Origin of the sequence: Chryseobacterium sp. FH2 (assembly GCF_001045455.1) — a bacterium.
Taxonomy (GTDB): Bacteria; Bacteroidota; Bacteroidia; order Flavobacteriales; family Weeksellaceae; genus Chryseobacterium.
Genome location: NZ_LFNE01000015.1, coordinates 57,229 through 71,208, shown reverse-complemented (window position 1 = coordinate 71,208; position 13,980 = coordinate 57,229). Strand labels below are relative to the sequence as shown.

The 13,980-nt window shown below is 34.7% G+C and carries 12 protein-coding genes; 6 read left to right on the top strand and 6 right to left on the bottom strand.

The genetic code is table 11. The features are described 5' to 3' along the window. Positions 1-80: 80 nt before the first annotated feature. The 3 genes from ACM39_RS18010 to ACM39_RS18000 are packed head-to-tail and all read left to right on the top strand — an operon-like array spanning position 81 to position 5,288. Positions 81-1,310 (top strand): MFS transporter, encoded by a 1,230-nt coding sequence (locus ACM39_RS18010; RefSeq protein WP_048512434.1) that lies wholly within the window; start codon positions 81-83, stop codon positions 1,308-1,310. Positions 1,311-1,312: 2 nt separating this feature from the next. Beyond that, entirely contained in the window at positions 1,313-2,788 is a 1,476-nt protein-coding gene (locus ACM39_RS18005) for a trehalase family glycosidase (protein ID WP_048512433.1), read from the top strand. 25 nt (positions 2,789-2,813) lie between these two features. Continuing rightward, a complete protein-coding gene (locus ACM39_RS18000; RefSeq protein ID WP_048512456.1) occupies positions 2,814-5,288 on the top strand; it encodes a TonB-dependent receptor in 2,475 nt (824 codons plus the stop codon). 66 nt (positions 5,289-5,354) lie between these two features. Here ACM39_RS18000 and ACM39_RS17995 read toward each other — a convergent pair whose 3' ends face one another. Then, positions 5,355-5,993 (bottom strand): MBL fold metallo-hydrolase, encoded by a 639-nt coding sequence (locus tag ACM39_RS17995; RefSeq protein WP_048512432.1) that lies wholly within the window; start codon positions 5,991-5,993, stop codon positions 5,355-5,357. A gap of 256 nt (positions 5,994-6,249) precedes the next feature. On the opposite strand from ACM39_RS17995, the gene ACM39_RS17990 reads away from it, so the two are divergent. Further along, complete coding sequence (locus ACM39_RS17990; protein WP_048512431.1) at positions 6,250-7,461, top strand: type IX secretion system plug protein domain-containing protein; 1,212 nt, start codon at positions 6,250-6,252, stop codon at positions 7,459-7,461. Positions 7,462-7,546: 85 nt separating this feature from the next. On the opposite strand, the gene ACM39_RS17985 is transcribed toward ACM39_RS17990, so the two are convergent. The 4 genes from ACM39_RS17985 to ACM39_RS17970 all read right to left on the bottom strand — a co-directional run bounded on the left by ACM39_RS17985 (position 7,547) and on the right by ACM39_RS17970 (position 10,296). After that, positions 7,547-7,804: a hypothetical protein gene (locus ACM39_RS17985; RefSeq protein ID WP_131701490.1), complete on the bottom strand. Its 258-nt coding sequence runs from the start codon at positions 7,802-7,804 to the stop codon at positions 7,547-7,549. Between the two features lie 3 nt (positions 7,805-7,807). Next, on the bottom strand, positions 7,808-8,038 hold the full coding sequence (locus ACM39_RS17980) for a hypothetical protein (RefSeq protein ID WP_131701489.1): 231 nt from the start codon (positions 8,036-8,038) through the stop codon (positions 7,808-7,810). Between the two features lie 284 nt (positions 8,039-8,322). Next, a complete protein-coding gene (hemH, locus tag ACM39_RS17975) occupies positions 8,323-9,345 on the bottom strand; it encodes a ferrochelatase (protein ID WP_048512428.1) in 1,023 nt (340 codons plus the stop codon). Positions 9,346-9,417: 72 nt separating this feature from the next. Next, entirely contained in the window at positions 9,418-10,296 is an 879-nt protein-coding gene (locus ACM39_RS17970) for a NifU family protein (protein ID WP_048512427.1), read from the bottom strand. 152 nt (positions 10,297-10,448) lie between these two features. Between ACM39_RS17970 and ACM39_RS17965 the strand changes: the two genes are divergently transcribed. Beyond that, positions 10,449-10,991 (top strand): gamma carbonic anhydrase family protein, encoded by a 543-nt coding sequence (locus ACM39_RS17965; RefSeq protein ID WP_048512455.1) that lies wholly within the window; start codon positions 10,449-10,451, stop codon positions 10,989-10,991. Positions 10,992-11,100: 109 nt separating this feature from the next. Here ACM39_RS17965 and ACM39_RS17960 read toward each other — a convergent pair whose 3' ends face one another. Then, the gene (locus ACM39_RS17960) at positions 11,101-11,547 is read right to left on the bottom strand and encodes a hypothetical protein (RefSeq protein ID WP_228377147.1); all 447 of its coding nucleotides are present in this window, start codon (positions 11,545-11,547) and stop codon (positions 11,101-11,103) included. Between the two features lie 88 nt (positions 11,548-11,635). Between ACM39_RS17960 and ACM39_RS17955 the strand changes: the two genes are divergently transcribed. Continuing rightward, positions 11,636-13,765, top strand: a complete 2,130-nt coding sequence (locus ACM39_RS17955; RefSeq protein ID WP_048512425.1) for a helix-turn-helix domain-containing protein — start codon at positions 11,636-11,638, stop codon at positions 13,763-13,765. The last annotated feature ends 215 nt before the right edge of the window (positions 13,766-13,980 follow it).

Sequence of the window (13,980 nt, the reverse complement as noted above, 5' to 3'; positions counted from 1 at the left end):
TATAGTTCAAATATTCATTTACTGTGTTAAATTAATGTTAACTCAAATGCTTCTATCTTAGCCAGCAAGAAATTATTTACATGAAAAATTTCAATATAAAAGCTGTCTTGTTTTTGAACTATTTTGTTTTTGCGATTCTTTTGAATTCCGTAGGAACAGTCATTTTGCAGGTGCAGCAAAATTTTGGGATTTCAAAATCTCAGGCGAGTGTTCTGGAAGGTTTTAAAGATCTTCCGATTGCTATCTGTTCGTTTATTTTAGCATCATTTTTACCGAAAATCGGAATAAAAAACTCTATGTTGATTGCTCTGTTTTTGGTGAGTTGTATGTGTTTTGTAATGCCCTTTACTAATGAGTTCTGGTTTTTCAAATTGCTGTTTGCTATTGTTGGGATTTCTTTTGCTTTGATAAAAATATCAGTTTTCACTTCCATTGGATTGGTGACAAATACGGATAAAGAACACTCAAGTTTCATGGGATACCTAGAAGGGTTTTTTATGATTGGCGTGTTAATGGGAAATGTTTTATTCAGCTTATTTATTGATGACCACAACCCAAAATCCACACATTGGCTGAATGCTTATTGGGTTTTGGGAGGTCTTTCAGCATTGTCGTTTTTGTTTTTATTTTTCTCAAAACTTGATGAAAATGAAGCGAAAAGCGAAAAAACCGATTTGTTGGGAGATTTGAGAAACAGTGTAAGTTTGTTCAGCTACAAAAAAGTACTATTCTTTTTATTGTGTGCTTTCCTTTTTGTTTTGGTGGAACAGAGCTTCCAGACATGGACACCTACTTTTTATAAAGAAATTTTAAAAGTTCCCACCTCGATGAGTATTCAGGCAGGAGCCGTTTTGGCAGGAGCCTTTGCTTTGGGGAGATTTTTATCGGGATTTTTCTCGAAAAGATTCAGCTGGATTTATGTGGTTTCTTTCTGTGTGGTAGGCTTTGCCATTAGTATTTTATTGGTTTTGCCATTAACTCATAACATTCATATTGACACCAATACAAGTTGGTTTAATGCCCCAATTGTGGTGTATTTATTTCCACTGATGGGCGGCTTGTTAGCTCCGATTTATCCGAGTATCAATTCTGTAATTTTAGCTTCAATTCCGAAATATCTGCATAGTGCGATGTCTGGATTAATCGTAGTTTTCTCCGCAATCGGAGGGACAATCGGGTCGATAATCACAGGTTTTGTATTTCAGGAGTTTAGTGGGCAGCAGGCTTTTTACCTTTCACTAATTCCGCTTTCATTATTGATTATTTCGGCAATTTTCATGAATAAATTAAAAATAAATCCTAAAAAATAAAAATGAACAATCAGCTTTACATAAAAGAAATTCAGGTGCTTTTTGATGATGTGCAAAAATCTAAGGTTTTTGAGGACCAAAAGATGATGACAGATGCGGTTCCGTTATTTCCGATTTCTGAAATTAATGCAAAATATGAGTTGGAAAAACAAAGGGAAAGTTTTGACCTGAAAAGTTTTGTAATGTCAAATTTTGATTTTTTGGGAGCAAAGATTTCAATTCAGAGAGAAGATCATTTGCCGATTGAAGATCATATTGAAAAACTTTGGGATGAACTGACAAGAACAGCTTATGAAGAAAAAGGCACTTTATTAAAGCTTCCAAAGCCTTATGTGGTTCCGGGAGGCCGTTTTAATGAGTTTTTTTATTGGGACAGCTATTTTATTATGCTTGGTTTGCAGGTTTCGGGAAGAATTGAAATGATGGAAAATATTATTGAAAACTGTTCTTACTTAATTCAAAATGTAGGGTTTGTTCCGAATGCAAGCAGAACTCATTTTTTAACCCGTTCTCAACCCCCGTACTTTTCGCTGATGCTTGATTTGCTGTTTGAAACAACAAAAGACGAAAATATTTATATCAGATATCACGATACCTTAGAAAAAGAATATGCTTTTTGGATGGATGGAAAAAATGATTTAGATAACGATTCCGGTATTAAAAGAGTTGTGAAAACTAAAGATGGAGATATTTTAAACAGATATTATGATGCTGAAAATACTCCCCGTCCTGAAAGTTATCTGATTGATATTGAAGATGGTGAAAATGCTTTAAACGAAGAATTTTACAGAAATATAAGAAGTGGCTGCGAATCCGGCTGGGATTTTTCCAGCAGATGGTTTGCAGACGGAGAGAATATACAGACTATTGAAACACTGAATTTGGCAGAGGTTGATCTGAACTGTCTTTTATGGCATTTGGAAAATACTTTAGCAAAATCTTCAGCGTTTCAAAATCTTACTGATAAAGAGAATTATTTTTTAGAAAGGGCGGCAAGCCGAAGACAAATGATAGATAAATACTTTTGGGATGGAAAGATTTATAAAGACTATCATCTAAAAAAACACACACAAACCCCGTCTGAACATATTGCCGCTCTTTATCCTTTATTTTTAAAACTGGCAGATGAGGAACAGGCAAAATCTGTTGCTGAAATTATAGCTGAAAAGTTTTTGTATCAGGGAGGGTTGGTAACAACAACCAAAAAAACAGGTCAACAGTGGGATTTACCAAATGCTTGGGCTCCTTATCAATGGCTTGGCTTTAAAGCAATGAAAAATTACGGCTTTGATGATTTAGCTGAAAAAATTAAAAATAATTGGTGTTCAAATGTTGAAAGAGTCTACAATAATACCGGCAAGCTGATGGAAAAATATAATGCACTGGATACGGAAACGATTGCGGGAGGTGGAGAATATCCAAACCAAGACGGTTTTGGCTGGACAAACGGTATCTATCTTACATTAAAAAAGAATTAAAACTAACTATAAAATTCATATGGCTATGAAAAAAAAATCGATCTTTTTAATTGCCGGTGTAGCAACGCTGTATTTCAATAATGCGTATGCCCAGGAAACTCCACAGGATTCCACAAGATCGGCATCTATCGAGCAAGTTGTTATTACGGGTAACTCTAACCCGAAAAAGAAAATAGAATCCAGTACAGCGATTTCTACATTCAGTGCAAAAGAAATTCAGAAGCAAAACCCGATCAGTGCTGCTGCATTGCTACAAAGGGTTCCCGGTTTTGCAGTTGAAACTTCCGGAGGTGAGGTAGGAAACAACCTTTTCGCAAGAGGTATTCCTTCTGCGGGAGCTTATGAATTTGTGCAGGTTCAGGAAGATGGTCTGCCGGTTTTTGAAGACGGGGCTTTGCAGTTTGCTAATGCGGATAATTTTTTCAGAGTAGATAATTCTGTGAACAGATTGGAGGCTTTAAGAGGTGGTTCCGGGTCAATTTATGCAACCAATTCTCCTGGTGGCCTTATTAATTTTATTACAAAAGAAGGAAGCAATGATTTTAAAGGAACTGCAAAGCTGGAAACAAGTACTTATGGTTTGATGCGCACAGATGTAAACTTAGGCGGAGCCTTGGTTCAGGATAAATTATTCTTCAATGTCGGAGGCTTTTACAGATCAGATGACGGAATTCGAAAAACAGGTTTCAAAGCCAACAATGGAGGGCAGATTAGAATGAACCTGAAATATGTTTTTGATAAAGGGTATGCTAAAGTTTATTATAAAAAACTGGACGATAGAAATACATTCTTCCTGCCGATTCCTTTGGTGCAGAACGGCAATGACTTGAAAGGATTCCAAGGTTTTGACCCAAATTATGGAACATACAGTTACAGGGCAATCAGTCAACTGAATATTCCACAAGCCGGAGGGGGATTTTTCAGCAGAAACTTAGAAGATGGAATTCACCCGAAAGTTGATGTTTTAGGAGCTGAATTTAAATATGATTTAGGAAATAATTTCAGTGTTATCAATAAAACAAGATATACTGATATTAATATGAATTATACTGGAATTTTCCCGGCGGGAGGGCCTCAGACGGCAGCTGATTTTGCTAAAAATTATGATGAATATCAAGATACGGATAATAATCCTGCAACTCCGCCGGTATTGGTGCATGCAGTAGCGCCACAATATACTTCAGTAAGTACCGGTGCGGTGGTAAATCCTGCCTATGTTCAAAAATTAGGATTCTGGGCAATTGATAAGCAGATGAATAATTTTGTGAATGATTTACAATTCAATTACAAATTAGATAAAGGTAATGTAACGGCAGGTTTTTATAAATCAAGCTGGAAATCTCATCAATACTGGAACTGGAGTAACATTTTAACCACAGCTTCAGATAGGCCGGAGCTTTTGAATTTGGTTGATACTTCTTTAAATCCGACTGATACAGGTTATTCTAAAACATATAACGGGGTTACTGATATGACTTTCTTACAGAGAGATACTCAGACGCAAGGAAGCCTGAATGATTTATATGTAAATATAGATTATAATATTACCGATGCGTTGAGTTTCAATGCCGGTATCCGTTACAGTCATGATTTTTATAAAGGGAATTTTGCTAATACAACAAACTCAAATTTAAATAATTCAGGATTAACAACAGACGGGACGCATGGTTTCACCACGACAACGGCTGATGATAATATGAGTGTTTTGGGCAGTAAATTTACATATTGGAACTATAATATAGATAAGGTTTCTTATACACTGGCTACTAATTATAAGATTAATAAAGAGAATGCGGTATATGCTCGTTTCTCTCATGGTTTCAGATCACCAAATGAAGAAGCGTATTACAATTATTTCTCAAATCCGAACCCTGACGGACCGTTGAAAGCTGTAACAACTAATCAGTTGGAAGTAGGATATAAATATTATTCTCGTACTTTTGATTTGGCAGTGATTCCGTTCTATTCTACGCTGAAAAATCTTTCATTTACGGATATTTTCTCTGACGGTACTTCGGAGAATACCTTTGCAAATACCCGAAATTATGGGGTAGAATTCGAAGGATATGCCAGATTATTCAGTAACATATTGGAAGTAACATTCAACGGAACAGTTCAGAATCCGAAATATAAAAATTTAGAGACAGGAAGTCTTTTAGAAGGGAATACAGTAAGAAGAATGCCAAAATTCTACTTCAATATTGCTCCAGCCGTGAATATTACAAAGTCATGGAGAGCTTATGTAAGTATGAATTATTACGGGAAACGTTTCCAGGATGAATTGAACGCCCAGACATTGCCTTCCTTCAGTGAATTTGGAGCGGGAATGTCTTATCAGCTTGGAAAAATTCGTTTTGCAGTGGATGGTACCAATATCTTTAATACGATTGGTATTACAGAAGGAGATCCAAGAGCTGGTTCGCCAACGGGTGACGGCATCATTATGGCACGGCCAATCATGGGAGCTGCTGCAAGAGCATCAATTACCCTAGATTTTTAAAACTCAGATTTCATATCATTCTTAAAAAACCGTCAGATTTTTCTGACGGTTTTTTATGTGTGCAAATTATTTGAAAAACGGATTATGCTGCCTTTCAAATCCGATTGTTGTGGAATTTCCATGTCCTGAGAAAACCTGTGTTTCATCATCAAGTATGAATAGTTTTGAGTTGATTCCACTGATTAATTGTTCGTAGTTTCCTTTGTATAAATCCGTTCTTCCGATGCTTCCTTCAAACAAAACATCACCGGAAACCATGAATTTTTGCTCAGTATTATGGTAAATCACACTTCCCGGAGAATGTCCCGGAACATGATAAATTTTGAATCTTTCTCCATCTAATTCAAGTTCGTCTCCTTCGTTTATATATTCTATTTCTACATTTACAGGCTCGATTTGAAAACCAAATCGCATCCCGCTTGCCTGAAGCATATCTAAAACCTCTTTATCGTCCTGATGCATTGTCACTGGAACCTTAAAGGCATCAAAAGCCCATTGTAAGCCTAAAACATGATCGATATGCGCGTGAGTTAAAAGAATTTTCCGGATTTTTAAATCATTTTCAGTTATGAAATTATTGATAGCCTGAGTTTCCTGCTCAGTCATATTTCCCGGATCGATAATCCATGCATTTTTATTTTCGTTGTAAAGAATGTAGGTATTTTCGCTTGCAAAGTTGAATACGAAACTTTGAATCTGAAGCATATTCTGAATATTTTAATTAAGACAAATTTAACTACAAAAGTTGTTGTTTAAAAATACTTAAGAGTTTTTAACTTGATTATTATGGATGTTTCGGCTTTGCCCGGCATAACAGTGTTGAACATTTCCGCTAAAAAAACGTTAGTATCAGTAATGTTATGCCGGATAAAGCCGAAGTATCTGTTTTAGCTTCCTTATTAATAAATAAACTTTAACAACTTTTATGGTTTAAAATTGATTTTTCGTTATCTTCGTAATAATGAAAACGTTGCAGATATTATTACTAAGTTTAAGCTCTTTAGCTTTCGGACAAAAAATCCAAAGTATACAATTATTCAATCCTCAGACGAATGACGAGACGCCGGTCATTAATTTTAATCAGCAATTGGTGTTGAGTTTTGATGATCTTACCAATTCCAGTGAAATTTACAGATATACGTTGAAACATTACGACAGAAATTGGCAGGATGACAATCTATTCTTTACAGAAATTGCCAACGGAAGCCTAAATGCTTTGTTGGATAAATTTGAATATTCTTTCAATACGTTGCAGGCTTATACACATTATAAGCTGACATTTCCGAATGATAAAATTCAACCAAAAATTTCAGGCAATTTCGAACTGATTGTTTACAAAGATTCTGCAGATAAGCCTCTTTTCAAAAGAAGATTTTATGTAGTGGAGGATAATGCAGCGTTAGCTTTGAATGTTTCTCGATTTGCAGATGCTAAAAACCCAAATGCCAATCAAAGGATTGAGGTACAGGCAGTCGGAAAAACCGGAGACTTATCTTCGAATGTGAATTCTATCACGGTAAGTGTGATGCAAAATAACAACCCGAATGTTACAGTAAATAATTTAAGGCCAAGCTCAACATTAGGAAATAAAATTCTTTTTCAACAAATGAACCTTGTTTTCCCGGGAAATAATGAATTTTATTATTTTGACAATAAAAATATGAATATGCCTGCTGACATGGTTCAGGGTACTGAGGTGAAAGATGGTGTAAATAATACATATCTTCATCCGGTTTGGGCATTTCCTTTAAACTATCAGTATCAGCCGGATGTAAACGGAGCCTGGTATTACAGGAGAAATGATTTGGGGCTGGAAAGAAATGCTGAAAGAGAAGCAGACTATTCTTGGGTATATTTTTCGTTAGAATCTGATCCTGTGGATAAAGAAATTTATGTTTTGGGTGGTTTTAATGATTTTAAACCTCACAAAGAATACCAAATGCAATATGATGCTCAAAACAAAAGATATGTTGCCAAAATATTTTTGAAACAAGGTTTTTATAATTATGTTTTGGCAACCAAAGAAGCTGATGGAAGCCTTAACTTTGGCGAAGTCAACGGAAATTTCTGGCAAACGGAAAACCTGTATCAGGGATTTATGTATTACAAACCATTTGGGAGAAACTATGACGGCTTGATGGGGTACGGAGAATTCAGAACGCCTGTAAGATAGCTTAAATAAAAAACCTTATAAGCTCATACTTATAAGGTTTTGCCAATGGCATACAAATATAATAATAGTGTTTAAATTGTTTTTATTAATTCAGTTCCTTAAAAATTGCTGTTATAAATAAATTTTCCTCATTTTCAAAAATATAATGAATAAGAACAGGAAAGTTTTCCATTTTATTCACGGCTATTTCGCTGGACTTTTGGGTTGAGGTTTCCAAAATCTCATTGATAGATACTTTCAGATCTTCCAGAAAGTCGATTCCTTTATTTTCTTTTTCCGCATTAAAAACTCTCATAAGCAACCTTATGTCATTTTTGGCAATGGAAGAGAGGAGGATTTTCATTTTTTAAGCACAATTCTTTTTCAGGTCAGAAATATTTTCAAAAAAATCAAGTTTTGTTTTTGGGTTTTCCTGATGAAACTGAATTCTGTACAAAACCTCATCAATTTGAAACTGGGGAACTGAGAATTTATTTTGGATTTCCAAATTCTCAACCATTTTTGCCAAAGTTTCTAACAGTTCAGGGGTGAAACTTTCAATTTTGTGTACTAAAGTTTGAGCTGTTGTATTCATCATTTTAATTTTTAAGGTTAATGATGTTCTTTTGATGGGGTAAAGGTAAGAAAAATATTTAAATTTTTCATTTTTATATTTAAAATTAAGGGGTCTTGTTTAATATTTTTATATTTATTTGTAGCTTTAGTGTTTTTAGTAGGGGTGTGGTTGATAATTTATGGATTTTGATTAGATGTGAGTTTATTTGGTTTTGTAATGAATTTTAATAAAGGCTATAATGTGAAACACAACTATAAGCCTGTATTTTACAAAAAAATAACCTCCGGAAATGGAGGTTTTATATTCTAAACTAAATAAAACTCATTCAGTTTTTCTTCGCACAAAATTTTTACGACTTCAATCCATCGGTCTTCATCATTCAGGCAAGGAATATAATGGAAATTTTCTCCCCCACCATGCAAGAACTGTTCTTTTCCTTCTACGGAAATTTCTTCCAACGTTTCAAGGCAGTCAGACACGAAAGCCGGACAGACAATTGCAAGGTTTTTTACTCCTTTTTTGCTGATACTTTCAAGAGTCTCGTCTGTATAAGGCTCCATCCATTTATCTTTTCCCAATCTTGACTGAAAAGTGACCATCACTTTTTCTTTTGGCAGTCCTAGCTTTTTTATCACAGAATTTGTAACATTAAAACACTGATGACGGTAGCAAAACTGATGGCTGGGATTGTGTTCACGCGTACAGCAATCGTTTAAATTACACGTTTTAGTAGGATCGGTTTTATAAATATGTCTTTCCGGAACTCCATGATACGAGAACTGCAAAGCGTCAAATTGTTCAGGAAGTTTTTCTTTAATGCTTTCCGCCAAACAATTGATATAAATATCTCTGTTGTAAAACGGTTGAATATAATTAATCTTTACATTCGGGAATTTTTCTTTTCTAACTTCTTCCGCCTTTTCTATTACAGTTTCTGTTGTACTCATCGCATATTGCGGATACAGAGGGAAAAGTACTATTTCGGAAACTCCTTTATCAACTAATCTTCTGATTCCTGTTTCAATGCTCGGTTCAGCGTATCTCATCCCGATTTCCACAGGAACATCAACTAACTTTTGAAGTTTCTTCTGTATTTTTTCTGTGATGACAATCAGTGGAGAACCTTCATCCGTCCAGACTGTTTTGTAGGCTTCTGCAGATTTTGCAGGCCTTGTATTTAAAATAATTCCGCGAACGAGAAGTGCCCGGAAAATCCATCGGTAATCAATTACCCTTTCATCCATCAGGAATTCATCAAGATATTCCTTTACATCATTTACTGCCGTTGATCTTGGCGAACCAAGATTTACTAATAAAATTCCTTTCATAATATAAATAAAGAGTAATTGGTAATGAGTAATGCTTATTGCCTGATTATTTATTACTAATTACTTATGTTGTTATCCGTTTACAGCTTCCACTCTTTCTACCAAATCAGGAACAAATTGCTTTAAAATATTCTCGATTCCGTTTTTCAAAGTAGCTGTAGAACTTGGACATCCTGAGCAAGCTCCCTGTAACAGCATTTTTGCGGTTTTATGCTCCTGGTCGTATTCCATTAAAGAAATTTTTCCACCATCGTTTTCCACTGCAGGCGCAACATATTCATTTAAAATATCAGAAATTTTCTGTTCGTCGTCTGTATAGTCTCTGTTGATTATTTTTTCTACAGGATTTTCGTGCTTTTGAGATTCGATGTTTGAAATTTCACCCCCGGTTTGAAGATATTCTGCAATAAAACCACGTACAGCCATCATTACCTGGTGCCATTCTACAGTGTCGTCCCTTGTAACTGCCACAAAATTATCAGAAATAAAAATTTCTTTCGCAAAATCAAATTCTTTAAAAATAGCCTGTGCCAAAGGAACTCCTTCTGCCTCTTCTCTTGACTTTACTTCTACAAAACCTTCTAATAATAATTTGTTTGAAACAAATTTCATGGCATTTGGATTTGGAGTCATTTCAGCATAAATCTGATACATCTCTTTTCTCTTTTGAAGGTAAATTCTAGGGTTGGCCAATAATTCGTCTTCAACGATATTTTTCAGGCTTTCTGCCACGTGTTCCCATTCTACAGTATCCTGTTTAGCGATTGCTACAAAATTAGCCGTAATGAAAATTCTTTCCACAAATGGGTAATTGAAAAGCTCCTGTGCCAAAGGAATTTCTGATATATCCGAATCTCTGTCCAACTCTAAAGACCCTGGAATCAAGTTGTAATCAGCAACAAATTTCATCACTTTTGGGTTTTCGGTTGGTTCTATAAGTATAGTATGCATTTTTTCGTTAAATTTGAGATACAAAAATACGTATTTAGAAATTAGAAGTTAGAGATTAGAAGTTAGATTTTCGCTATCACTGTAATTTACGATTTGTGATTTCGATGTTTAATTTTCAAACCAACTTGTTGTCAAATTTTCAAATTAAAATTATGGCTTTAATAAAAGAACTTTTAGGTAAAAGACCGCAAATCGGAGAAAATACTTTTTTGGCTGAAACAGCTACGATTATCGGAGATGTTACCATGGGAAAAGACTGTAGTATTTGGTATAATGCAGTCATTAGAGGAGATGTACATTACATCAAAATGGGTGATAAGGTAAATGTTCAGGATAATGCAATGTTGCACTGTACATATCAAAAATACCCTTTGAATATTGGAAATAATGTTTCTATCGGGCACAATGCAATTGTTCACGGATGCACGATTCAGGATAATGTTTTGATTGGGATGGGATCTATAGTGATGGATGACTGTCTGGTGGAAGAAAATTCAATTGTAGGAGCAGGTTCCGTGGTGACACAGGGTACTCATATTAAATCAGGAGAAGTTTGGGGCGGTGTTCCTGCAAAAAAAATCAAAGACATTAGTGCTCAATTGCTGGAAGGTGAAGTAAACAGAATCGCTGACAATTATGTAAAATATTCTTCCTGGTATAAAGAAAATGTGAAAGAAGTTGAAAGTGAATTTTAATAAGCAAAAATTTATTTAATGATAATTTATAAAAAAGCTTCACCAATTTGATGAAGCTTTTTTGGTGTTAAAATAAATCCTTAGTAAAGAAACTCCTGAGAGTTAAAAGTTATTCTACGGGATACACAACCTCTGCTTTTCCGTTGGCGCATCTTATTCCTGCAGGTTCTCCTACTAAGGAACAATCAGAAATAATGTTATATTTTTTATTAAATTCTTTTTCTTTATTGTTGTAATTCTCAATTTTTGGTAAAATTGTGGCTTCTAGTTTTGCAGGATATGCAATGTAATATTTTGGCCCGCCACAAGCTTTAGAACCCATTGCGGCTGGCTTCCAATCTCCGGTTGTAGTGTCTGTGCATTTTTCTTTTTCAGCTTCAGCCTCAATTTCTGCTCTTAATTTATCCAATTGGGCCTGATCGTATTTCTGACTGTCTTCATCAATAGGTCTTTCAGATATATCTTTAGGTAAATTAGCATTTGCATCAGCATTCTTTGAAGAAAAGCATGAAGCCATGATAACAGCCATTGACACAATTAATAAGGAGATTCTCATAAATATTTTCATTAATTTGGTGAAACTATTTTCAAAAGTTATGCCAAGATAAGAATTTTAAATTTCATTTTCCGTAATTTTGGGGACGATGAACAATCACTTTTTTGATTTAATAGAGCATACCAACAGAAGCGTTTTTCTTACCGGAAAAGCAGGAACGGGAAAGACAACTTTCCTAAATGATTTTGTAAAACGTACCAGAAAAAAACATATTGTAGTTGCACCTACCGGGATTGCGGCCATCAATGCAGGTGGCGTTACCATTCATTCGATGTTTGGGTTGCCTTTAAGGACTTTTTTACCGACTACTGAGAGAATAGACACCAGTCTGGCAAATAATATTGCTGATCTGATGCCTCATTTTAAATACAGAAAAGATAAGCTCAAACTATTAAGAGAAGTGGAGATTATCATTATTGACGAGGTTTCAATGTTGAGAGCAGATGTTCTGGATATGATGGATTTTTCTTTGCGATTTATCCGAAGGAATAATCAGCGTTTTGGAGGTGTTCAGATGTTGTTTATCGGGGATTTGTATCAGCTTCCGCCAGTGGTGAGAGATGAGCATATTTTGAAAATGTTTTACAATTCACCTTTCTTTTTTGACAGTCATGCCATTAAAGAAATCCCTCTGGTTACGATTGAATTAACGAAAGTCTACCGTCAAACGGATCAAGAGTTTTTGGAAATTCTAAATGCAATTCGTGATGGAGATATTGCCAATATTGATTTTGAACATTTAAATGAAAGATACCAGCCTGATTTTGAAATGGGGACTGAATCTTACGTTTACCTGTGCTCGCACAACAAAATGGCAGATGAAATCAATCAGAAAGAATTGGCAGGAATAAAAGTTGAGGCTAACACCTATGAAGCAAAGCTTTTTGGTGAGTTTAAAGAAAATCAGTTTCCGAACGAGCAGTTTTTAGAATTAAAAATAGGTGCTCAAATCATGTTTATCCGAAACGATATTTCCGGAGAGAAGAAGTATTTCAATGGTAAATTAGGTGAAATTTCCGCTTTGGATGAAAATGAAATTAGGGTAATTCTTGACGGAAGCGAAAGAGAAATTACTGTGAAGAGAGAAGTCTGGGAACAGAAAAAGTACTTCCTTGATACCGATAAAAATATCAAAGAAGAAGTTTTAGGAAGTTTCGAGCAATTTCCTATAAAACTGGCTTGGGCGGTAACGATTCATAAAAGTCAGGGTTTAACATTTGATAAAGTAATTATTGATGCCGGAAAAAGTTTCACTGCAGGTCAGGTATATGTGGCGCTTTCCCGTTGCCGAACGTTGGAAGGTATTGTTTTAAAATCTAGAATTACTCCCGAAGTTATTTTTAAGGACAACCGAATTTTGACTTTCCATTCAGATACGGTGGCGAATGACTATGTTGAAACTATCTTGAATCAGGAAAAATACGATTACAGCATCAAAAAAGTACTCCGGACTGTTGATTCCCAATGGCTTTTAAAAGAAGTAGAGGAGTGGAATAAGCTATCGATTGTCACGAAAAGTATTGATAATGTAAAGGCGAATCAGCTTTATTTTCAACTGAAACACGAGATTGTAAACCTTGGAAAAATCTTTGAAAAACTAGAAAGAATAATCTTTCAGAAGGTAAATAATTTTATCAATCAAAAAGAAGAATGGTCTGAAATTGAGAGTAAGACAAAAGGTGCGGTTAATTTCTTTTTTACCGAAATCAGAGATAAAGTTTTTAATCCTTTAAAAGAATTTTACGCTGAAATAAAAGGAGTAAAAGGCTTAAAACAATATAATGAAGAATTAAGAACCTGGCTTGAAGATATTGAGGAATATCTGAATAGCCTAAAGGAAATTCATTTGTTGGAAACCAAACTTCTGGATGAGAAAAACGACAAGGAAGTCAGTATGAAAGTTGCAAAAGTTCCTTCACAGGTTCTTACTTTCCAATTGTTTGAGCAAGGAAAAACGATTGCCGAAGTTGCATTGGAAAGAGGTTTGGTAAAGGAAACGGTAATCGGGCATCTCGCAAAATTTGCAGAACAAGGTTTGTTGGATATTTCTAGAGTAATTACTTCAGATAAGATCAAAGCTTTTGAAGATATATTCTACAAAAATCCTTACGAGACTTTAACAGAATGGAAAAACGCTTTGCCAAGTAATTTTGAATTTAATGAAATCAGGATCTTGATTAATCACTTTAATTATTTAAAAGAGAAAGCGAAATCATAAAAGAAAAGGATTTAATAATGCATTATTAAATCTTGGTTAACACGATATATCACAATTTTTATATCACCTTTATCATCCTTATTATAAAATAAAAATTGCTGTGCAAAAATATATTCGCTTTTTGCATTGTTTCCTTTCATAATTAAATTTTCAACTAAGAAAAAAATGGATGTATTTAAAAAATTTCCAATAGTTTTTTCCTGAACTGCCTAATC